Raw genomic sequence first — 20,888 nt, forward strand, 5'->3', positions numbered from 1 at the left:
TGTGACCGACCCGCCCAAACCATCCCCCGACACCCCGCCGACCGAACGCCGATTGTCGCCACCGTGCCATATCTTGGAGCGTCCGAGACATGACTGATCGAGACGGAGGTCGCGTGCTGGACGACGACACAACGCTGTCGCCTGCCGACCTGCTCGAGTCCAACCGCGGCCTTCAGGGCTCGCCGACCGTCCGCCTGCTGGCCACGTTGAACCTCAACCTCTATGCGACCCTGATGGAACGCCAGCTCAGTGGCGGTGTGGTCCCCGAGACCGACCTGGTCATTCGCCTCGAGCGCGACCTGGCCGAACTCGACCAGTCGGGTGAGCAGTCCGGCCTGGCCCTGATCAAGTCGTGGGCCAGCCAGGGCTGGCTACACCGGGTAGCCGACCAGCGCTCCGGGCTCGAACGCAACCTGTGCTATCTGACCCAGGAGGCGCGCCGCGCGCTCGACTTTCTGCGGGGCATGCGCCGTCAGGACACCATCGCCACCGGCGGCTCGATCAACGGCATCGCGTCGCGGCTCAAGCAGATCGCGTTGCGGGTCGCCAACGACCCCGCCCGCATCCGCGCCGGCATCGAAGCCGAAATCGCCGCTCTGCAAGCCGAACTCGACGCCCTGGAGCAAGGTGCCGCTTCGGCTGAGGCCAGTCACGACGTCGACCTCACCGACGCCTACGACGAAGCCCACGCCATCGCCCTGCAGATGGAACGTCTGATCACCGACATCGGCCAGTACGGGACGATGATCGAACGGGCCACCGCGGCCCTTGACGAGCCGATCGACAGCAACGTCGAATACCGTGACCGTCAGCGTCGCATGTACGCCGACTACGAGGCCGCGTGGGACTCGCAGGGCCGCGACTCGCACCGTGCCTTCCTGCGGATGATCAACGACCCGGATCAACGCGCCGAGTTCGAAGCCGACGTCGCCGCGGTCGCCCAAGCCCTGCCGGCCCTCGATCCCGCCCTACGCAAGGTGATGGCCGGCTTTTTCGAACTCGTCGGTCACCAGATCGATGAAGTGGAACGCATTCAACAGCGCTGCGCGCAGCGGGTCAAACGGTTCATCGCATTCGGCACCCTCGAGCAGAGCCGCGGCGTGGCCCGTCAGCTCAACGAGGCCATCGGCGCCGCGCGCAACCTGCTGAAGGCTTCGCTGACCGATTCCCGCCTGGACATCGAACTTCCGTTGGCCCGCCACGCGTTCAGTTCGGTTGGGGCGCTGAGCTTCCGGATCGGTGACCTGTCCAATCCGAAGCCGGCTCAGGCCGCCGAGGGTGAGGTCGACCTCGCCAGCTTCGCCGCACTCACCACGCAGGTCGACGCGCCCGCGATGTCTGAGATGATCAACACCGCAATCAGCTCCGGGGCCAAGCTGTCGCTGCCGGATGCGGTCGCCATGCTCGATTCGGCCTATTTGGGCCACGTCATCGTGTTGTGGTCGTGGGCGCTCAAGCAACCGGAATCCGAACAGGTTTCCGAATCGGTCACCGTCCGCTTTCAATCCCTGGACGGGCGCGACCGCGAGATGGAGGTGCCGTCCTTGATGTTCACCGAGCCGGTGTCCAGTCTGCTGGGAGCCACTGCGTGACCGTCGAAGAAACCGTCGACTACAGCGGATTCTCCGCACTCCCCCAGGTCGACCAGACCGCGCGCATCCCGCACCAGCGCCGGCCCCGGTTCGACGGCGACGTATCCGAGCTGCCCGACCGGGCCTGCTGGGCGCTACAACAGCTGCTGACTCGCCGCTACATCAGCGCCGAGGCCGACCGCGACATCTACACGTGGGTGCAGGAATACCGCGCCCACCTGTCCGTCAGACTCTCGGAACTGGATCTGTTGCTGCGCGTCGTCGAGGGCACTTCCGAAACCGACGGGGTCGCGTTCGTCGAGCAGGCCCGCTACGAATCCGCCCGCGGCGTAAAGCTTTTGCGCCGTGAGCCGCTGGGTACCTACGATTCCATCTTGGCGCTGCACCTGGCGCAGATGATGCGCGCCTCCGGTGATCAGGCCGTCGTGATCAGCCGCGAGGAAATGCACGGGCTGTTCTCCGGGGTCCTCAACGACATCGACCGCGACGCCGTCACCTTCGCCGCGCGCATCGATGGCGCCATCGCCCGGCTGGCGTCGCTGGAGATCCTGCGCAAGACGCGCGACGACGAGGGCAGCTACACGGTCAGCCCGGTCATCAACGCCGTCATGACGGCCTCGGTGATCGCCGAGCTGCAGCAGCAGTTCGAGATTCTCCTGGGCGGCGGGGTCCCCCAGGAACGGGGGCAAGGCGACGAGGAGGGACCCGAGGATGACTGAACAGTTCCACTTGGCGCGCCTGCAGGTCATCAACTGGGGTGTCTTCGACGGGTATCACTCCATCCGATTCAGTGCCGGCGGCGCGCTGATCGCCGGCGCCTCCGGCAGCGGCAAATCCTCACTCCTGGATGCCATTTCGCTCGGCTTCCTGCCCTTCAACCGTCGCAACTTCAACGCCTCCGGCGATAACACCGCCGCCGGGTCGAGCGCCGGCCGGCGCACCGTCGACAAATACGTCCGCGGCGCCTGGGGCCAGCGCAGCGACGCCGGCAGCAGTAAGGTCATGTATCTGCGCGGCGACGGCACCGCCTGGTCGGCGGTTGCCGTCACCTACCGCAGCAACACCGGACGCACTGTCACCGGCCTGGTGCTCAAATGGCTCACCGGTGAATCGCGATCGGACTCGTCGAGCCGGTTCGTGCTGGCCGACGGCGACCGCGACATCGAGAACGTCTGCAACCGCTGGGCCGCGGGACGCTTCGACGCGGCGGTGTTCAAAGACGATTGGCGGTTCTCCACCAAGGTGGAGTCGCAATACCTCGCCCAGTTGTATGCGACCATCGGCATCCGGGCGTCCGACGCCGCGCAGCAGTTGCTCGGCAAGGCCAAATCGCTGAAAAGTGTTGGTGGGCTTGAACAGTTCGTCCGGGAGTTCATGCTCGACGAGCCGGCCAGCCTGACCCGGCTGCCCGAGGCGCTCAAGCAGATCGACCCCCTGGTGGACGCCCGCGAACTGCTGGCCGTCGCGCAACGCAAACGCAAGATCCTCGGCGACATCGAGAAGATCCAGCAGCGCTACGCCTCGGAGTCCTCCGACCTGGGCATCATCGATCTCGTCGACCAACCGATGGTCCGGGCCTACACCGATCACGTCCGGCTGGCGCAGTGCCCCGCGCAGATCGAATCGCTCGACGCCACCATCGATCAGCTCGGCAACGAATATGAGGACGTCACCCGCCAGCTCAATCTGGCCAAGGCCGAGGGTGATTCGCTCAACGCGCAGATCAGCGGATCCAGCACCAGCCTGGGTCCGCTGCAGTCACAGGTGGCCGCGGCCGAGGCGCACGCCGAGCAGGTGTCGCGGCGGCGGACCGCCTATGAAGCCCTGCTCACCGCGCACGGCCTCGACGTCCCGGAAACCGCGGACGAATTCTGGAACCTGCGTGAGGAACTCACCACCCGCGCCACCGAGCTACTGGCAAAACTGGACCGCGGCCGCGAAGCCTCGACCGATGCCGAGTACGCCCAGAAGGTTGCCCGCATCGCCCGCGACGACGCGGCCAAGGAACTCAAACGCGTCGAGCGCGTCGGGTCGGCGCTGCCGGAGTTCGCCTTGACGATGCGTGAAAACATCTGCGCCGCAGTCGGTATCCACCCCGGTGAGCTGCCCTATATCGCAGAGCTGATGGATCTACGACCCGAACACAGCCGCTGGCGCGTCGCCGTCGAGAAGGTGCTGCGCGGCGTTGGTCTGCGGCTGCTCGTGTCCGACAGCCACTACGCGGCGGTGCTGCGGTTCGTCAACGAAACCAACATGGGTGGTCGGCTGCAGCTGCATCACGTCCGCGCCAGGTTCATCGGCGCGCAGATCACCGAGGCGGAGCCGAACACGTTGGCCGGCAAGCTGTTCGTCGTCGACCCCACCCACGACTGCGCCGCCGAGGCCGCCGACGTCATCGCCGCCGCCGGCGATCACATCTGCGTCGACACCCCCGACGTGTTCCCCCGCTTTCGGCGCGCCGTCACCGACACCGGCCTGTACAAGGACTCCGAACGCCTCGCCATCAAGGACGACCGCCGACCGCTCAAGCAGGCCGACTACATCTACCAAGGCGATGTCGCCGCCAAGGTCGACGCGCTGACCGTGGATCTGGCCAACGCCGAAGAGGCGTATCGACGCGCCCGCAGCGTCGCCGACGACATCGCCGCCGAACGCCAGCAGTGGCGGGACCGGGCCGCGGCGTTCAAGGCGATCTGTGATCAGTACGAGCAGTGGACCCATATCGACACCGAGACCGCCGACGGGCACGCCGACCGGCTGCGCGAGCAGTTCGAGCTGCTGCTGGCCGACAACCCCGATATCGAGGCGCTCACCGCGCGGGCCGAGGAGTGCTGGGAGCAGATCCAGACCCTGATGACCCGTCGCGGCGCGATCCAGACCCGCCGCGACGACCTCGACGGTCGACGCACCCAGTTGCTCGAGCTTTCCGACCGGCTCGCTCCGGCTTTCGTCTCCGAGCCGCTGACCGATCTGTTGAACCGCTACGCCGCCGACCTGCCCGTCGCGCTGGAGATGCTCAACCCCGAACCGCACCGCGACGCGCTGTTCACCGCCATCCGGCGGGAACGCGAGCAGCTGCGCGAAAGCCGCAGGCGCTCATACGATGAGCTCGCGCGGATCCTCAACACGTTCGACACCGCCTTCCCCGACGCCATCCCCAACGACAGCGACGTCTTCGACGAGCGCGTGCACGATTACGTCGCGCTGTGCCGTCACATCGACGAGCGTGAACTGCCCGAGGCCTACGAGCGAATGATGCGGCTGGTGACCGAGCAGGCACCTGACGCCATCCTGACCCTGCACCGGGTCGCCGAACAGGAGGCTCGGCGGATCAGCGAGCAGATCGAACGCGTGAACACCGGGCTGGGCGCGGTGGAGTTCAACCGGGGCACCCGGCTCACCCTGCGCGCCACCGCGCGCAGCCTGACCGCGGTCGCCGAGCTCACCGAGATCGTCCGGGCCATCTCGCGGCGCATCGCCGAGGTGGGCCTCGGCGACAAGCAGGCCATCCTGGACCAGTACGCCGACATCCTGCGCCTGCGTAATCGATTGGCCTCGACGGCTCCAGAAGACAAGGCGTGGACCCGCGACGCCCTGGACGTCCGCAACCGCTTCACTTTCGACTGCGCCGAGTGGGATGTCAGTAGCGATGAGCTGATCCGCACGCACAGCAACGCCGGTGACAACTCCGGGGGTGAGCAGGAGAAGCTGATGGCGTTCTGTTTGGCGGGGGCGTTGAGCTTCAACCTGGCGAATCCTGAAAGTGCGGACAACAAGCCGGTTTTCGCTCAGCTCATGCTCGATGAGGCGTTTTCCAAGTCCGACCCACAATTCGCTCAGCAGGCATTGCAGGCCTTCCGCAAGTTCGGTTTCCAGCTCGTCATCGTGGCGACCGTGCAGAACGCCACGACCATCCAGCCGTACATCGACAGTGTGGTGATGGTGTCCAAGCGCGAAGCCACCGGCCGCAACTCGCGCCCGGTGGCGACCGTGACCACCAAGACGATCACGGACTTCACCGCGTTGCGGCATGAGATGCGGACGTCGTCGGCACTGGTTGCGGCCGGCGTGTGACGCGCTGACCCTTTTTGGGATCGGTAGCCACGCGAAAGCGCAAAAATTTCGCGAGTTTCGGCGTTGAATTTCCGATACCAGCGAAAGGGCACTGCTGTGGCCATCAACGAAATTGCGAGGAAAGTCGTAGGCGCGGCGCTGTTGTCGTGCGGTGTCGTGGTGGCCGGACTGGGGCTCGCCCTCGGCACCGCACAGGCCCAGCCGGGGCCGGTGCCGCAGACGCATGGCTTGGCACCCGAAGACGGGCCGGTGCCGCCGGGTGCGAGCGGGCCGTACACCTGTTGCCCCGAAGACCAAAAGACCGGGCTGCACCCGCAGACCGGGCGCGGATGCCCGGGGACGCAAGTCAACTGGGACGCCAGTCAGTGCCACACCTGGTACGGCGTCGTCTGGGGGCATGGAAACGCCGCCCCCGGGATCTGGGAGGGCGGTCCCCCGCCTCCGGAGGCGACGCGCAAGCCGTGGTGCGGGTTTCCGTTCATGTGTTCAGGAACGCCGTGATGTACCGGTGGCGGCCCATCCGCCGACCGAGCCCTGACACAGGCGCATAACGACCGCTCATTTTCTGCTCAACGCGGGATCTACATCTTCGACCGCTTCAAACTTCGGTTGTCTAGGAGGATGTATGACCATCGCTGGGAAGACCGTGCTGGTGACCGGCGCGAATCGGGGCATCGGTAAGGCCCTGGTCGAGGAGGCGCTGCGGCGAGACGCCAAACACGTGTACGCCGGCACCCGACGGCCGGCGACCCATCCGGATCCGCGGGTCACCGCCTTGAGCCTGGACGTGACCGACGCCGCGCAGATCGAGCAGGCCGCGCAAAAACTCGAATCTCTCGACATTCTCGTGAACAACGCCGGCGTGGCACTCTACGACGACCTGAGTGATCGCGCGGTGCTTCAACAACACCTCGCCGTCAATCTCTTCGGCACCTCCGACCTCACTCAGGCCTTGCTGCCGTTGCTGATTCGGTCTCGGGGCGCCATCGTGAACAATCTTTCGGTGAACGCGCTCGCGCCACTGCCACTGATTCCGGCCTATTCGATTTCCAAGGCGGCCGCATTCAACTTCACTCAGTCTCTGCGAGTTCTTCTCGCAGGACAGGGTGTCAGCGTTCACGCGGTCCTGACCGGCCCGGTGGACACGGACATGACCCGGGGCCTCGACATACCCAAGTCGCCAGCAGATTCCGTGGCGCGCGCCATCCTCGACGGGGTCGAGCAAGGGGCCGAAGAAATCTTCCCCGATCCGATGTCGCAGTCGGTCTCGCCGAGCTGGTATGGCGGTGCGGCCAAGGCACTGGAACGTCAGTACGCGGCTCTACTGAATCGCTGAAGCCGGAGCCGATCCGCTGGGTGTCTCAGAATCCACGCCTGGGTACTAGCCGGCCGGCGGACGGCATTCGTTGGCGCCCGGATCCCACCACCAGCCGTTGTCGCATGCGAGCGGTTGCGGCCCGACACCCAAGGGGCGGCACACGTTGGCCGTCGGGTCCCACCACTGGCCCGGGTCGCACGCCAAGGGTTGCGGCCCGACCCCGAGCGGTCGGCAGACCTTGCCGGTCGGGTCCCACCACTCGCCGTCGGCGCAGTCGGCCTTGCTCACCGCCGGCGTCAACACCGTCACGGCTGCCATCGACGCGAACGCCAGCATGACGATGACGACAGCTTGGCGAATGAATGTCCTCATGGGGACCTCCCCTCGTGACTATTCACTAATCGAACCCAGCCCAGGCATGCAGGTCAATAGCGTCTTCTGCGCTACGGCAACGGCCGGGCGCCCCCATTGGCGGGTGTCATGTCCGCTAGCGCCGGCGCTAGCGGACATGCGATGCACCGATTGGGTCAAGGACAGCGGCGTCGGAGGCGTGCCGATGAATTCCGGACACAGGACCGGTCAGACCTTTCGGACGGACAAATCGAGAGCAAAGGTGGAGCCATGTCCCCCGAACACACGGCCTTGCCGCCGGTCGTCGATCACCAAACCTGGCGTGCCGCGCTGGAGGAACTGCGCAACCGCGAGAAGGCCGCCACCCGCGAACTGGACGCGATCGCCGCCCAGCGGCGACGGCTGCCCATGGTCGAGTTGCCCGACTACACCCTGGTGGGTGCCGACGGGCCCATCCGCCTGGTCGACGTGTTCGACGGCCGCTCGCAGCTGATCGTCTATCACCACATGTGGGCCGACGGCGCGGAATGGCAGTGCAGCGGGTGCACCGGCTTCACGTCGCAATTCACCCGACTGGAATTCCTCGAGAACTACGACGCCCGGTTCGTCATCGTCACCAATGGACCGATCGAGGAAGCGCTGGCCTACAAGCGGAGAGTCGGCAACCGGATGCAGTGGTACTCGTCATCGCAGAGCCCGTTCGCCGCCGACATGGACGCGCCGCCCGGCGGCGGGTTCGGCGTGAACGTGTTCCTGCGCGACGCCGACACGGTGTATCGCACCTGGCATACGAACGGGCGAGGCACCGAGCAACTCAGTCACTCGTTCGGGCTGATCGACATTCTGCCGTGGGGCCGGCAAGAGGAATGGCTCGATTCGCCGCCAGGTTGGCCGTCGCGGCCCACCTACTCGGGGTGGCTCGACTCCCCCGCCATCGCGGCCGCGTATGGATGCACGACGACTGAGGCCAAACCGTGAGCGCCGCCGAACGTTTCGTCGTCACCCGCACCATCGCTGCCACCCCGGCGGCGATCTTCGCAGTCCTCGCCGACCCGTCCCGCCACCAGAACATCGAGCCCACGGATTGGGTCCGCGACGCCGTGGACACCGCGCCGATCACCGGCGCGGGACAGATGTTCTCGATGAACATGTACCTCACCGCCGCGGGCGGCGACTACGTCACGCACAACCTGGTGCATGTGTTCGAGCGGGACCGCACCATTGCCTGGATGCCTGGGGTGCTCGACGACGCGGGCAACCACACGCCGGGCGGCTGGTTCTGGCGTTATGACCTTGTGCCGAACGGTGATCGCACCGACGTCACCCTCACGTACGACTGGAGCGGTACGCCGCAGGCCTTCCGGGACCGGGTTGGCGAGATGCCCATCTTCGGCGAGGATTACCTCGCTACCTCCCTGGTCGCTCTCGAGCGCTCGGTCGCTGGTTGACCAGCTAAACGGTCAATCCCAGTTCGCGGGTAGGCCAAAGGTGTCGCTGAGTCCTTGCCGCCCGGCGTCGGTGAGCATCACCGCGCGGCGTTGATTGATGTGACGGATCCAGTCCAGATCGAACAGGCGTCGGGCAAGCGCGGACCCGAGCGCGCCGGCGAGGTGATGGCGTTGTTCGGACCAGTCCACGCAGTAGCGGATCATGGGCTTGCTGCGATCGAGAGGGGCCAGGTCTATTCCCAAGGCGCTGAGGGTTTCTCGTCCCCTGGCGGTGAGCTGGTAGGTCAGGTCTGCGCCCGGAGCCGACAGCCGGTCGGCTGCGGCGGCATCCGGACGGTGGCGTCCGTCGCCGCCGGCGATCAGCTCCCGGTCGAGCATCGCGCTCATGATCGCAACGCCCAACCGCCCGGCGAGGTGGTTGTAACAGGTGCGGGCGCGCCGCAGGGCGTGCGCACGTGTCCCTTGGCGCAGGGAGCGGATCGGCTCGGGCGCAGCGATTCGGGCGAGGGCCTCCAAGGCTTCGGCGACCGGTGGACCGGCCAGACGGAAGTAGCGGGCGCGGCCTTGACGATGCACGGTCAGCAGGCCGGCATGGACCAGCTGGGCAAGGTGTTCGCTGGCCGTCGAAGCGGCCACCCCGGCTTCGGTGGCCAGCACGCTCGCGGGCAGCGCACGCCCGTCGAGCAACGCCATCAATACCCGTGCCCGAGCACGCTCGCCGATCAGTGCGGCAACACTGCCGATATCGGCGTCACCGCCATCCCGGACGGCGACCTCGAGTGCGGGATCGCTGGGCATGCCACCACGATAGGTGGAGGACATTTCGGGCGGCACCGAAGCAAATCGGCATCACGATGGGCCGATGGACACCGACGACACCGCGAACACGACAGCCCCGCCTGGCGCGATCGAGGCAGTGGTTCAGGCTTGGGAAAGCGCCCTGGCCGCTCACGACCTGGACGCCCTGCTGGCCTGTTATGCCACCGATGCGACCTTGGAAAGCCCGCTGGTCGCCCACATCACCGGCACGGACGGAATCCGCCGGGGGCACGCGCAGCTACGGCCGTTTCTCGCCGAGGTGGTAGCTCGCACACCGAAGCTGCGCGCCTATCACCGGGCCGGCTTTTTCACCGACGGTCGGCGGGTGACCTGGGAGTATCCCCGCGCGACGCCTGACGGTGAGCAAATGGACTTCGTCGAGGTGATGGAGATCGAGAGCGGCTTGATTCAGGCCCACCGCGTGTATTGGGGCTGGCGCGGCGTCGAAGTCCTGCTGAACGACGAATACCACCGGGATTCCTAGCGTCGGCGACTTTGACGCGCGCCTCTATCCATTCGGCAAGGTAGGGGCGAACAATACGGAAATGGCTCTGAAAACCCGGTCGCACTGGGTGCTCGGGTACGGACTGGCTCGCGCGACGCTGAAGCTGTTGGCTCGCCGAGGCGACCCGTTCGCCCGGCTGGTGATCGACAACCACCAGCCCAACAACGCGCACCGGCTCATTGAGCAGATTCGTCAACGGGGGCGCCTGTCGGAGGTGATCGGCGGCTGGGTCACCGCCGATGCTCAGATTGTCCGAGAGATCTTGCGGGATGACAGGTTTCGGACCTCCAAACCCCACGATCGGTCGCCGTTTCGTATCGTCCAATGGGCGTTTGCGAAAACGAATCCGGGCGTACTGAACGGCCTCGAACCGCCGTCTCTACTGGTCATTGATCCGCCCGAACATGAGCGCCTCCGACGCCTGGTGTCGCGGGCGTTCACCCCGCGGGCGACCGATCGACTGCGTCATCGCATCCAAGAGATCGTCGACGCCTTGGTCGCCGATCTCGACGACAACGCTCGCTGCGACCTGATCGCCAACTACGCCTCTCAAATTCCCATCGAGGTCATCGCCGAGTTGCTGGGAATTCCGCGCGATGAAATTCCTTATCTCTACGCGATGGCCGATCCTGGCGCCAAGCTGCTCACCACCACGGTGCCCTCGTGGCGCGACTTCGAGACCGCCCTCGCGGCCCTGCGCGGGTTCGAAGGTTACCTCGACGCGCACATCGAGCGGCTGCGCCGCAGCGGCGGCGATAACAGCGTCCTGTCGGCGGTGCTGCAGGACAGCGAGCTCACCGCGCTGGAAGTCAAGATGTTCGCGGGGCTCCTGCTCGGCGCCGGCTTCATCACCACGACCCACGCCTTCGGTAACGCCATCACGGCGCTCGTCGATCACCCCGACCAGCTGGCCGGCCTCCAAGCGCACCCCGAGGGCTGGCCCACCGCGGTCGAAGAAACGCTGCGCTACCACTCCGTCGCGCAATTCGGCGCCCGGGTGGCCACCCAAACGCTGCAGATCGACGGCCACACCGTCCGGGCGGGATCGACCGTCTTCCTCAGCATCGCCGGTGCCAACCGCGATCCAGCCATCTTCGAACGTCCCGACGAATTCGACACCACCAGGGTCAACGCCCGCGACCACATCGGCTTTGGTACCGGTGTGCACGCCTGCCTCGGTGCGCCGCTAGCCCGGATGGAATTGAACATCGGCTTGCGCGCCCTCTTCGAACGATTCCCCCAACTCGCCCTCGCCGGCGAACCGACCCTCAACGACAGCACCCTGCTGCACGGAGTCAAGCACCTCCCGGTCCATCTCGGGCCCGCCAGGGTCAACGCCGGCTGACTGCACTAACGACTAACCACATCGGCCGAAACCGGTTGCGGGACAACGGTATAAACGCCAATCGCGGGCCTTGGGGCCAGGCGTGTCATCCGGCCGGCTATCGGCGTTCGGCGCCGTTCCCCCTTCGACACGGGCGCCGATAGGGCGCACACTTGTCGAATGCAGGTATGTCATTTCATCGGCGTTACGCCGAGCGCACCGCGTCTGGCCGCGCCACCACCCTGGCCCCGGGTTCGGTCCTCGATGTCACCGCGACCGACGTGACGGGGCCCCAGCAGCGCCGGACGCTGAACGGCCTGTCGGACATACGCGCGTTCTTCCACACGAACAAGGTGCCGCTCTTCTTCATCTCGCCCACGCCGTTCAACCTGCTCGGCGTTGACCGGTGGATACGAAACTTCTTCTACCTCACCTACTTCGACTCGTTCGAGGGCACACACTCGCGCGTATTCGTGCCCCGGCGGCGCGACCGCCGCGATTTCGACTCCATGGACGAGGTGTGCAGCCATCTGCTGTCCGATCCCGAGACGGTCGAGTTCATCGCCGGTAAAGGTCCCGGCGGCAAGTGCTGCTTTGTCATGCTGAACGAGGAAATTCAGGCACTCGCGCGGTCGGCGGGCCTCGATGTCATGCATCCGCCGATCGAGTTGCGCCAGCGCCTGGGGTCCAAGATCGTCATGACGCGGCTGGCCGACGAGGCGGGGATACCCAGCGTGCCCAACACGATCGGGCGGGCCCACTCCTACGACGACCTGCTGGCGCTCGCGCAAAACGCCGGATTGGGAGACGACCTCGTCATCTCGATCGCTTACGGCAACGCCGGCAGCGGGACGTTCTTCGTGCACGGTCAGCGCGACTGGGACCAGCACGCCGGTGATCTGGTGGGGCAAGACCTCAAGGTGATGAAGCGGATCCGCAATGTCGAGGTGTGCCTCGAGGGCGCCGTGACCCGGCACGGCACGGTGGTCGGCCCCGCGATGACGAGTCTCGTCGGTTATTCGGAACTGACACCGAGCCGGGGCAGCTGGTGTGGCAACGACATCTGGCGCGAGGTGTTGCCGCCCGCTCAGACGCATGCGGCGCGAGAAATGGTGGCAAAGCTGGGCGATGTCATGCGGCGCGAGGGCTACCGCGGCTACTTCGAGGTGGACCTGTTGCACGATCTGGACGCCGACGAACTCTACCTCGGCGAGGTGAATCCGCGGCTGAGCGGTGCCAGCCCGATGACCAACCTCACCACCGAGGCCTATGCCGACATGCCGCTGTTCCTTTTTCACCTGCTCGAGTACATGGACGTGGAGTACGAGCTCGACATCGAGGAGATCAATTCGCGCTGGGAGCGGGGCTATGGTGAAGACGAGGTCTGGGGCCAGGTGATCATCACCGAGACGTCGCCGGACATCGAGCTCTTCACCGCGACGCCACGCACCGGGGTGTGGCGGATCGACGACGACGGCCGGGTCTCCTTTTCGCGAACCGCCAACGACTGGGCCACGCTGCTCGACGGTTCCGAGGCCTTCTACATGCGGGTCGCCGCACCCGGCGACTTACGTTCGCAGGGCGCCCAACTCGGCGTGCTCGTCACTCGCTCACACCTGCAGACGGACGACTATCGGCTCAGCGAGCGCTGCCAGCGCTGGGTCAAGGGGATGAAGGCGAAGTTCGTCTCGACACCCTTGACGCCGGCCGCGCCGATCGTTTCTCGGCTCGTCGCGCGCGCGTGAGCGCCCCGGCCGGCATCGCACTGGACAACTGGCTGTCGGCGCCGTACGCGCGGTGGTCGTTCCAGCACGTCGAAGACTTCGTGCCGACCGCGGTCATCTCGCGCGGCACCGGGCCGGTCGCGGCGTTGCCCGCGGCTACTGCCGATCTGTCGGCGATTCCGGTGACGGGCACGGACGGCACGGACACCACCGTCGGCGCGGTATTGGCCGGTCCGGGCACCGACGGGTGGGCCGTCGCCCGCCGCGGTGCGATCGTGGCCGAGGAATATCTCGACGGCCTGGGCGCTCGGACGCCACACCTGTTGTTCTCGGTGAGCAAGTCGCTGGTGGGCGCGGTGGTGGGTGTGTTGCATGGGGCCGGTGTAATCGACCTCGACGTGCTGGTGACGAAATACGTTCCCGCCCTTCATAATTGCGGCTATGCCGGTGCGACGGTGCGTCACTTGCTGGACATGAGGTCGGGTATCGCGTTCTCGGAGAACTACGACGACCCGGCCGCGCAGATACACCTTCTCGACCAGGCAATGGGGTGGGCACCCAGGGGGACTCCGGACGCTCCTGCCACGTTGCAGGAGTTCTTGCTGAGCTTGCGCCGGCAGCGCGCTCACGGCGGCCCGTTCGAATACCGTTCCTGTGAAACCGATGTGCTGGGCTGGATCTGCGAGGTCGCCGGCGCTCAACGGATGCCGGAGCTGATGTCGGAGTTGCTGTGGAGCCGCATCGGCGCACAATGCGACGCCACCATCGGCGTCGACGCCGACGGCACCGGGTTTTTCGACGGTGGCATCAGCGCCTGCCTCACCGACATGATCCGGTTCGGGTCGCTGTTCTTGCGCGACGGCGTCTCGCTGACCGGCCGGCAAGTGGTGCCGTCGGCGTGGATCGCCGACACCCTCGACGGCGGACCCGACTCGCGTCAGGCGTTCGCCGCCAGCCCCGACGACAGCGAGATGCCCGGCGGCATGTACCGCAACCAGATGTGGTTCCCCTACCCGGGCAGCAATGTCGTGTTGTGCCAAGGCATGTGCGGTCAGATGATCTATGTCAACCGCGCCGCGGAGGTGGTCGCCGCCAAGTTGTCCACGCAACTAAAGACTCATGAGCCGCACATGTCCGACACCCTGCGCGCCTTCGATGCGGCGGCACGCGAATTGGCTGGACTCCCCGGCTAGTCGACCGCAGTCAGTCGGATATCTCGTCGAGCCGTTTGGCCGAACTCCGGATATTCTGCATGTCTGGCTTGCTTTGGAGCAGCACACTTTTGGCGGCCTCGATCGCGCCACCAGATCGGAAGGGAATCGAATGCCCTCACCCCGTTGGCCGGCCGCACTCGCCGTTTCCCTACTGGCCGCCGCGGCACTGCTCAGCACCGCCGGCGTCGCGGCCGCGACCCCCCAAGATGACGCGTACCTCGCGCAACTGCGTGCCGTCGGCCTGACTTGGCCGCCGAGAACGGACGAGGCCCTGATCGCCGAGGCGCACGACGTGTGTTACGACCTGACCTGGGGTTGGACGCCGCAACAGATCGCCGACGATCTGCACGCCCGGTTGGACACCAAGGGCGTGACGCTGCTGGACGTCGGGAGCCTGGTCAACGCCGCCCACTCGATCTATTGCCCCGGCAATGTGTGCGATGCCCCCAGCCTTTGCACCTGAGGACCCCCGCCGAGCTACGCAGTAACTGGCTGTAGCGTGACGGCCGTGAAGTCCTCCCGGATGTACTCCTCCGTCGCGCTCGCGGCTTCGGTCGCAGCAACCGTTCTGACGCTCGCCGGAGCGGGCACGGCCACCGCGGCCGGCTCATGTCCGACCGCGGCACCGCAAAACGGTGCAACGCCCGACTGGACGTTGAGCGGTACCACGGGCAGCGTCGCGGTCACCGGATCCACGGACACCACCGCTCCGCTGGTGAAGGTCACCACACCGTTCAGCGTGGGCCAGACCCAGGTGCACACGCTGCACGCCGGAGACGGACCGGTCGTCTCCAACACCGCCCGCGTCTCCGTCTGTTACATGGGCGTCAACGGGCGTGACGGGTCGGTCTTCGACAGCAGCTACCAGCGCGGCGCCCCGGTCGACTTCCCGCTTACCGGCGTCGTGCCGGGCTTTCAGAAGGCCATCGCGGGACAGAAGGTCGGGTCGACGGTCGCCGTCGCGATGGTCCCCGCCGATGGCTACCCCGAGGGTCAGCCCAGCGCCGGCATCCAGCCCGGCGACTCGCTTGTCTTCGCGATCAAGATCCTCAGCGCCACCGGCTAGCTCGGGCCGCCAAATCCCCTGTGCGGCAGGTTAATCACCTAGCGGCGCGAACATGAGCGCGGGATCGATGCCGAGTTGTCCAGCGACGTGAGTGGTGTCCCAGTACTCACGCCAGTGCGTGATCGCGCCGTCGCGAACCTCGAAAAGCGCGGTGACGTGGAAGGTGACGGCCACGCCGTTCATGGCGTTCACGTCGACCCGCTCGACGACGACGGTGTCGTCGTCGGACACGATCGTGCGGATCTCGCTCCCCTCGATCATGCCCGTCGCCAGGGTGTTGTGCTTCTCGAGTTCCGCGCGCGCCGCGTCACGTCCCCGCACCACCGGTGACAGCGGCACGTGCAGCTGCCACACGAAGTCGTCGGCCATGAGTGCGGTCATCGCGTCGACGTCCATGCTCTTGCCGTAAGCGGCGTGTATGAAATCGACCACGATTCTTTCGTTGTCGTTTTTGGTCGCAACGCTTTTCGCCATCTCATTGTCCTTCAGGGGCGGTTACTGTTCGCTATTCGTCGAACTGTAGATGGCAGTCGCTCGAAAAGCGGTGATATACGAATCGCTTAACGCGGCCTCAGGGCCGAAGCAGCGTGATGATGGTGACGTCGTCGTCGGTATGCCTCGACGCCATCGCGGTCCAGATCCGGGACGCCGTCGCATCGCCCGCCCGGCCGAGGGTCGCCGCCAAGAGATCGAGCCCGTCGTCGATCGACTCGCCGCGACGCTCCACGAGGCCGTCGGAGAACAGGACCAAGCCGTGTCCGGGTTCAACGCTGAACGTGCTGGGGGCATAGCTGACACCCTTGACGCCGATCGGTGGGGAGAGCTTGATGGGCGCCGAGACCGCCTCGCCGACAACGTTGCCGGTCAGGTCCGTCACATACGGCAGCAAGTGGCCGGCCGAAGCGGCCTCCACCCGGCCCGAATCGAGATCGACCCGCGCGGCGATGACCGTGGCGAATGCGCCGGGCAGCATGTGCAGGCAGAACTCGTTGAGCTGTTCGAGCGCCTCGGCCGGTGTGGCGCCGGTGAACAGCTGGGCGCGCAGCGCGTTGCGCAGCGCGGCCATGGTGCCGGCCGCGGCGATGCCGTGCCCGGCCACGTCGCCGATCAGCGCGATCAGCCGGCCGTCGCGAAGCTCGAACGCGTCGTACCAATCGCCGCCGACGTTGTCCCCCGCCGCCGGTTCGTAATGCGCGGACAGGCGCCAGTTGTCGAGGGCGGGGATGGATTCGGGTAGCAGGCTGCGCTGCAGCGTCTCCGCCAGGCGCAGCGCTCCGCGCGTGCGGCGATACAGCGACTCGACCAGCTGGAGTCGCAGGGATCCGGCGGAGTCGGTCTCGCTCAGCGACCAGGGTTCGCTGCGCCCATGCACGATCTCGCGCCATCGGTCGAACGATTTGCGCGGGCTGAGCCGATACTGGTCGCCCTCGCTGATCGCGATCGACTTGTTGTAGGGGTCGCCGCCCCAGTCCACCGAGCGCAGCACCTCTCGGCGGAACCAGATCGCGTATTGCCCGTCGGGCAGATTGAGCGCCAGCGCCCCGGCGGCCACCTGCGGATCCAGCTCGAGCTCCGGCAACGCCCGGGACAGGCACTCGCTGCTCGCGATCTCGTCGTCCACCTCGCGCGCCCAGGCGGCGACGGCGGACACGACTTCGGGCGGCGGAACCGAGCCGCGCATGCGGAAGTCACCCCCGATGTGAATGACCACGCCGTCGGCGGGCACCAAATCGAGCAGGTCCGGCGCCCCGAGCAACGCCGCCGATAGCGGCTCGCCGTCGTCCAGCGTGGCGGCGGTGAGCTTGGCCAAGATGGCCTGCGCGGCCAGGCGCTTGTGCAGTTGTTCATCCTCGAACCGGTCGACGAGTCGCAGCGACAGAGTCGAGCCGAGGAACTCGGCCGCCGCCCGGGTGCCGAACGGTGGCAGGTGCGGTCCGGTGTAGTGGTGGCAGGCGATCAGCCCCCACAGCCGGCCCTGCCGCAGCAGCGAGATCGACATCGATGCGTGCACACCCATGTTCTGCAGATACTCGATATGGATGGGCGAAACGCTGCGCAGGGTGGCATACGTGAGGTCCAGCGGCGTACTGCTCACCGGGTCGATGCTCGGCACCAGCGGCGCCGGCGCGTAGTCGACGTCGGAAATCAGTCGGATCCAGTTCTTCTCGTACAGTGCGCGCGCCTGCGCCGGGATATCGGTCGAGGGGTAGTGCAGGCCCAGGAAGGAGTTGAGGTCGTCGCGCTTGGACTCGGCCACGACTTCGCCGTTGTACTCCTCGTCGTAGCGATACACCATGACCCGGTCGAAGCCGGTCAGGTCTCGGACGGCGCGCGCCGCGATGGCGTACAGCTCGGTCAGCGTGGCGGCCCGGTTCAATTCCTCGACCGCGCCGCGGACCGCCTGGTAGGTGTTCGGGAAGGAGAACGGCCGCTCGCCGTAAGCGATTTCGAGCTCAACCAACAACACGCCGCCCGGCTCGCGGTGCAGGATCGCGTCGAAGGCCCGCGACTCGCCGCCGACCTCGATGGTGAGCTCGAGCGGGTTGTTCTGGCGCAGACTGCCGAAAGTCTCCGCCGCGCGCTCGATGCGGGCGGCTTGTTCGGAACCGAGCAGCACGGACAGGTGCCGGCCGAGCACGGCTTCGACGGGACGGTCGAGCAGATCGGCGACGTTGGCGCTGACCTGACGCACTTCGAACGCGGGTTCGTGTACCACCGCGAGCACCCCGCGCGGCTGAATGCTGCCGGGGATGTGGATCGGCTCGCGCGCACAGTTGTCCAGGTCGATGGGAGTGCCGACCGGTACGAGATCGTCGATCGGCTGATCCGCGGACGCCGACGGCGGGACGTGCCGCTCGTCGCCGGTCACGCGAGCCGCTTCATTGGAGTGGTGAGGGGTAGCAGCCAGACCTCCAAGCTATCAATGTGCGTCGCCGTTCGCCGACTAGGTAAGCCGCGATACGCGCGGCCTGGCAGATTCGCCCGGCAGTGACTTCCCCACGCGCCCAAGAAATTTTCCCCCTTCGACGGCGGTACGCGCCGTCGACCCCGGTCGGCCTCGCCGCGGTAACCCGCTCCCGCCGCGCTCACCAAGGTAATCTGAGCAGGTCATGTGCTCGGTCGCCGTCCCAACAACCCGCCGTCTATCGGTCGCGATGAAGCAGGGCTCGGCGACCGAGCACGAGGCCGCCGAGCAGAGCCCATTCATGTCCGAACTGCTCGCCGGCCGGATCGGCGCACCGGGCTACTGCGAGTACTTGCTTCGGTTGCGTGTGGTGTACGCAGCCCTGGAGGACGCCGTGCGGGCCCGCCGTGACGATTCCATGGTTGCCGCGGTGTACGACCCCGCGCTGGAGCGCCTGACTGCTATCGACGCCGACCTCGATCACTGGCTGACCCCGGGTGCCGCACACGAGGTCGACTCCCCCGCGGCGGCGGCCTACGCCGAGCGGCTCGGCGCCCTCACGTGGGGTGGCGCCCTGGTGGCCCACCACTACACGCGCTATCTCGGGGACCTCTCCGGAGGCCGGGGCATCGGCAAAATCCTCGATCGCACCTTCGATCTTCGGGGCGCCGGGCTTGCATTCTATGAATTCCCGGTGCGGCCCAAACCGTATAAAGACGCTTACCGTGCCCGCCTCGACGCGCTTTGTCCCGACGCCGACGAAATCGATCGCATAGTCGGCGAGGTGAAATACGCCTTCGGCCTGAACCAGGCCCTCTTCGATGAACTGTCCGACAGCGCGCCGGACCGTCGGCGCTGAATCACACTTGGGCGGAACCCCAGCGAACCCGTGCGGCAACGAACCAGGTGCCGTCGAAGAGCGCCTCTCCCCCGAGTTCGTCGGCCAGTTGCCGGCCGCCGAGGTAGCGCTTGTAGACGCGGTGACGCGATCCGTCATTCAAGGTCCGCTCTTGCCATTGCTCGGGTTCCACGCCGGCGCGAAGCGCTGAGTCGATGACGATCAGCTCCCCGGCCACCCGGCGTACCTCAGTCAGAAAGGCTTGGCGTTCGTCGGCCGGCAGGTGCCCGTAGAAGTGGCCGGTCAAAACGCGGTCGAAGGCATTGCCCGCGAACGGCAACGACAACGCGTCAGCGACGATCGCCACGCCGTGCGGCAACCGCGATTGGGTCAACTCGACCATCGCAGGGCTTTGGTCCGCTCCCACCACGAGGCCACGCAGATGGCGGGTCAAAAAACCGCTACCGCAAGCCACGTCCAGCGTGCGCGCGGCCGGCAGGTCGGCAACCAAGCTGACCACCCGATCGACCTCGGCGCTCCACCCTGGCCGGTCACGCTGGGCGAAATGCCCTTGTCCTAAATACCATTCGTCGTATTCGGCGGCGCGCCGATCGTAATAGGCTGCGGTATCAGGGTCTCGGGCAAAGGCCGGGGATGTTCGCGACATATCGTCAGTCTTATCGACGCCACCACCGCTGGCCACCCATTTACGCGCGCTGACTCTTCTAATGGGTCAGACCTGGTTGAATCCGCCATCGGCGGTGACGGTGGATCCGGTGGTGAAGCTGGACAGATCGCTGGCCAAAAACACTGCGGCATTGGCGATCTCGGTGGGCTCGGCGAAGCGGCCCAGCGGGATGGTGCCGATGCGGCCGGCGCGGAACTCCTCGATCGAAGCGTCGGGATCGGTCTGCGCGGCCAGCGCGTCGCTGCCGGGGGTTGCCGTGGACCCGGCCACGATGACGTTGACCCGGATGTTGCGGCCGGCGAGTTCGTTGGCCCAGGCGCGGGCCAGGGATCGGACGGCGGCCTTGGTGGCGGCGTAGATGCTCAGCCCGGGGCGGCCGCGGTCGGCGGTGGTGGAGCCCGTCAGAATGACGGAGGCGCCGTCGTTGAGCAGCGGCAGCGCCTTTTGCACGGTGTAGACGACGCCCTTGACGTTGGTGGTCAGCAGCGCGTCGAGGTCGTCATCGGTGATTTCCCCCAGCCGCGCCACCCTCGTCGATCCGGCGTTGGCCATCACGATGTCGAGGCCGGTACCCGCTGCCGCGACCTCGGCGTAGAGCCGGTCCAGATCCTCCGGCGTTCCGACATCTCCGCGCACGGCAGTCACGCGAGGGCCCAATGTGCTTGCCGCAGCGTCGAGTTCAGGCTGGCGCCGACCCGTGATGAACACCCGGGCGGCACCCTCGGCAAGAAACCGTTCGGCGGTGGCCAACCCGATCCCGGAGTTGGCGCCCGTGATGACAGCGGTCTTGTGGTCGAGCAATCCCATTCGGTTCTCTCCTCGAGTCGGCGTGCCGTCACCGTTGAAACCGCGGCCGCGAACTCGCGCGCGCCGCCGCCTCGATGATGCCGTGGATGACCTGCGCCGACACCATCGCCCCCGTGCGTCCTGCCCGTCGAGCACGGGATCACCGATCGTGAACCCCGAAACCTCACCCGACACGTTCTCATCCGAACTCGTATTCTCTGCAGCATGATCGCCGC

General features: G+C 66.6%; 20 protein-coding genes. 14 read left to right on the forward strand and 6 right to left on the reverse strand.

All coding sequences use genetic code 11. From position 1 onward, the window contains the following. The first annotated feature begins 89 nt into the window (after nt 1–89). The 5 genes from A5659_RS11405 (at nt 90) to A5659_RS11420 (ending at nt 7,002) form a co-directional block, all read left to right on the forward strand. Complete coding sequence (locus tag A5659_RS11405; protein WP_067181102.1) at nt 90–1,592, forward strand: DUF3375 domain-containing protein; 1,503 nt, start codon at nt 90–92, stop codon at nt 1,590–1,592. After that, nucleotides 1,589–2,311: a DUF4194 domain-containing protein gene (locus tag A5659_RS11410; RefSeq protein WP_066873224.1), complete on the forward strand. Its 723-nt coding sequence runs from the start codon at nt 1,589–1,591 to the stop codon at nt 2,309–2,311. The genes A5659_RS11405 and A5659_RS11410 overlap by 4 nt, the downstream gene beginning before the upstream one ends. After that, entirely contained in the window at nt 2,304–5,666 is a 3,363-nt protein-coding gene (locus tag A5659_RS11415) for an ATP-binding protein (RefSeq protein ID WP_067181106.1), read from the forward strand. The genes A5659_RS11410 and A5659_RS11415 overlap by 8 nt, the downstream gene beginning before the upstream one ends. Nucleotides 5,667–5,762: 96 nt before the next feature. Next, a complete protein-coding gene (locus tag A5659_RS27695; RefSeq protein WP_156749135.1) occupies nt 5,763–6,167 on the forward strand; it encodes a hypothetical protein in 405 nt (134 codons plus the stop codon). Nucleotides 6,168–6,291: 124 nt separating this feature from the next. After that, nucleotides 6,292–7,002: an SDR family NAD(P)-dependent oxidoreductase gene (locus A5659_RS11420; RefSeq protein ID WP_066873229.1), complete on the forward strand. Its 711-nt coding sequence runs from the start codon at nt 6,292–6,294 to the stop codon at nt 7,000–7,002. A 45-nt stretch (nt 7,003–7,047) separates the two neighbouring features. Here the strand turns inward: A5659_RS11420 and A5659_RS11425 are convergent, their stop codons facing one another. Further along, nucleotides 7,048–7,356 (reverse strand): hypothetical protein, encoded by a 309-nt coding sequence (locus tag A5659_RS11425; protein ID WP_066873232.1) that lies wholly within the window; start codon nt 7,354–7,356, stop codon nt 7,048–7,050. Between the two features lie 249 nt (nt 7,357–7,605). Here A5659_RS11425 and A5659_RS11430 point away from each other — a divergent pair, with 249 nt between their 5' ends. Together A5659_RS11430 and A5659_RS11435 are read left to right on the forward strand one after the other, a co-directional pair. Next, a complete protein-coding gene (locus A5659_RS11430; RefSeq protein WP_066873235.1) occupies nt 7,606–8,313 on the forward strand; it encodes a DUF899 family protein in 708 nt (235 codons plus the stop codon). Continuing rightward, nucleotides 8,310–8,783, forward strand: coding sequence for an SRPBCC family protein (locus A5659_RS11435; RefSeq protein WP_066876794.1), 474 nt, complete (start codon nt 8,310–8,312; stop codon nt 8,781–8,783). Before A5659_RS11430 ends, A5659_RS11435 begins: the two co-directional genes overlap by 4 nt. A 12-nt stretch (nt 8,784–8,795) precedes the next feature. On the opposite strand, the gene A5659_RS11440 is transcribed toward A5659_RS11435, so the two are convergent. Beyond that, nucleotides 8,796–9,581 carry a helix-turn-helix transcriptional regulator gene (locus tag A5659_RS11440; protein WP_066873247.1) on the reverse strand — a complete coding sequence of 262 codons (786 nt, stop codon included), beginning with the start codon at nt 9,579–9,581 and terminating at the stop codon, nt 8,796–8,798. Nucleotides 9,582–9,645: 64 nt separating this feature from the next. Here A5659_RS11440 and A5659_RS11445 point away from each other — a divergent pair, with 64 nt between their 5' ends. From A5659_RS11445 to A5659_RS11470, 6 genes are all read left to right on the forward strand, one after another. Beyond that, a complete protein-coding gene (locus tag A5659_RS11445; RefSeq protein WP_067181137.1) occupies nt 9,646–10,086 on the forward strand; it encodes a nuclear transport factor 2 family protein in 441 nt (146 codons plus the stop codon). Between the two features lie 61 nt (nt 10,087–10,147). Beyond that, complete coding sequence (locus tag A5659_RS11450; protein WP_067181109.1) at nt 10,148–11,452, forward strand: cytochrome P450; 1,305 nt, start codon at nt 10,148–10,150, stop codon at nt 11,450–11,452. Between the two features lie 167 nt (nt 11,453–11,619). Then, the gene (locus tag A5659_RS11455; RefSeq protein ID WP_231997807.1) at nt 11,620–13,176 is read left to right on the forward strand and encodes a biotin carboxylase; all 1,557 of its coding nucleotides are present in this window, start codon (nt 11,620–11,622) and stop codon (nt 13,174–13,176) included. Further along, nucleotides 13,173–14,348: a serine hydrolase domain-containing protein gene (locus A5659_RS11460; RefSeq protein ID WP_067181112.1), complete on the forward strand. Its 1,176-nt coding sequence runs from the start codon at nt 13,173–13,175 to the stop codon at nt 14,346–14,348. Before A5659_RS11455 ends, A5659_RS11460 begins: the two co-directional genes overlap by 4 nt. Nucleotides 14,349–14,478: 130 nt before the next feature. After that, a complete protein-coding gene (locus A5659_RS11465; RefSeq protein WP_067181115.1) occupies nt 14,479–14,832 on the forward strand; it encodes a DUF732 domain-containing protein in 354 nt (117 codons plus the stop codon). Nucleotides 14,833–14,892: 60 nt separating this feature from the next. Then, nucleotides 14,893–15,435: an FKBP-type peptidyl-prolyl cis-trans isomerase gene (locus A5659_RS11470; protein WP_369829373.1), complete on the forward strand. Its 543-nt coding sequence runs from the start codon at nt 14,893–14,895 to the stop codon at nt 15,433–15,435. Between the two features lie 30 nt (nt 15,436–15,465). Here A5659_RS11470 and A5659_RS11475 read toward each other — a convergent pair whose 3' ends face one another. Both A5659_RS11475 and A5659_RS11480 read right to left on the reverse strand, forming a co-directional pair. Beyond that, on the reverse strand, nt 15,466–15,909 hold the full coding sequence (locus A5659_RS11475; RefSeq protein ID WP_066863039.1) for a nuclear transport factor 2 family protein: 444 nt from the start codon (nt 15,907–15,909) through the stop codon (nt 15,466–15,468). A 97-nt stretch (nt 15,910–16,006) separates the two neighbouring features. Continuing rightward, nucleotides 16,007–18,304 carry a SpoIIE family protein phosphatase gene (locus A5659_RS11480; RefSeq protein ID WP_082976026.1) on the reverse strand — a complete coding sequence of 766 codons (2,298 nt, stop codon included), beginning with the start codon at nt 18,302–18,304 and terminating at the stop codon, nt 16,007–16,009. 241 nt (nt 18,305–18,545) lie between these two features. Between A5659_RS11480 and A5659_RS11485 the strand changes: the two genes are divergently transcribed. Further along, on the forward strand, nt 18,546–19,199 hold the full coding sequence (locus A5659_RS11485; protein WP_067181122.1) for a heme oxygenase (biliverdin-producing): 654 nt from the start codon (nt 18,546–18,548) through the stop codon (nt 19,197–19,199). A 1-nt stretch (nt 19,200) separates the two neighbouring features. Here the strand turns inward: A5659_RS11485 and A5659_RS11490 are convergent, their stop codons facing one another. Both A5659_RS11490 and A5659_RS11495 read right to left on the reverse strand, forming a co-directional pair. Further along, nucleotides 19,201–19,881: a class I SAM-dependent methyltransferase gene (locus A5659_RS11490; RefSeq protein WP_156748860.1), complete on the reverse strand. Its 681-nt coding sequence runs from the start codon at nt 19,879–19,881 to the stop codon at nt 19,201–19,203. Nucleotides 19,882–19,911: 30 nt separating this feature from the next. Further along, a complete protein-coding gene (locus A5659_RS11495; RefSeq protein ID WP_067025492.1) occupies nt 19,912–20,673 on the reverse strand; it encodes an SDR family NAD(P)-dependent oxidoreductase in 762 nt (253 codons plus the stop codon). Between the last annotated feature and the right edge of the window lie 215 nt (nt 20,674–20,888).

Source organism: Mycobacterium sp. 1165196.3, from assembly GCF_001673415.1.
Classification (GTDB): Bacteria; Actinomycetota; Actinomycetes; order Mycobacteriales; family Mycobacteriaceae; genus Mycobacterium; species Mycobacterium europaeum_A.

Excerpts from the sequence above, each read along its gene's own strand:
- A5659_RS11420 (WP_066873229.1), top strand. The coding sequence starts at position 6,292 with ATGACCATCGCTGGGAAGACCGTGCTGGTGACCGGCGCGAATCGGGGC.
- A5659_RS11405 (WP_067181102.1), top strand. The coding sequence starts at position 90 with ATGACTGATCGAGACGGAGGTCGCGTGCTGGACGACGACACAACGCTG.
- A5659_RS11485 (WP_067181122.1), top strand. The coding sequence starts at position 18,546 with ATGTGCTCGGTCGCCGTCCCAACAACCCGCCGTCTATCGGTCGCGATG.
- A5659_RS11470 (WP_369829373.1), top strand. The coding sequence starts at position 14,893 with ATGTACTCCTCCGTCGCGCTCGCGGCTTCGGTCGCAGCAACCGTTCTG.
- A5659_RS11455 (WP_231997807.1), top strand. The coding sequence starts at position 11,620 with ATGTCATTTCATCGGCGTTACGCCGAGCGCACCGCGTCTGGCCGCGCC.
- A5659_RS11430 (WP_066873235.1), top strand. The coding sequence starts at position 7,606 with ATGTCCCCCGAACACACGGCCTTGCCGCCGGTCGTCGATCACCAAACC.
- A5659_RS11450 (WP_067181109.1), top strand. The coding sequence starts at position 10,148 with ATGGCTCTGAAAACCCGGTCGCACTGGGTGCTCGGGTACGGACTGGCT.
- A5659_RS11445 (WP_067181137.1), top strand. The coding sequence starts at position 9,646 with ATGGACACCGACGACACCGCGAACACGACAGCCCCGCCTGGCGCGATC.
- A5659_RS11425 (WP_066873232.1), bottom strand. The coding sequence starts at position 7,356 with ATGAGGACATTCATTCGCCAAGCTGTCGTCATCGTCATGCTGGCGTTC.
- A5659_RS11440 (WP_066873247.1), bottom strand. The coding sequence starts at position 9,581 with ATGCCCAGCGATCCCGCACTCGAGGTCGCCGTCCGGGATGGCGGTGAC.
- A5659_RS11415 (WP_067181106.1), top strand. The coding sequence starts at position 2,304 with ATGACTGAACAGTTCCACTTGGCGCGCCTGCAGGTCATCAACTGGGGT.
- A5659_RS11475 (WP_066863039.1), bottom strand. The coding sequence starts at position 15,909 with ATGGCGAAAAGCGTTGCGACCAAAAACGACAACGAAAGAATCGTGGTC.
- A5659_RS11465 (WP_067181115.1), top strand. The coding sequence starts at position 14,479 with ATGCCCTCACCCCGTTGGCCGGCCGCACTCGCCGTTTCCCTACTGGCC.
- A5659_RS11495 (WP_067025492.1), bottom strand. The coding sequence starts at position 20,673 with ATGGGATTGCTCGACCACAAGACCGCTGTCATCACGGGCGCCAACTCC.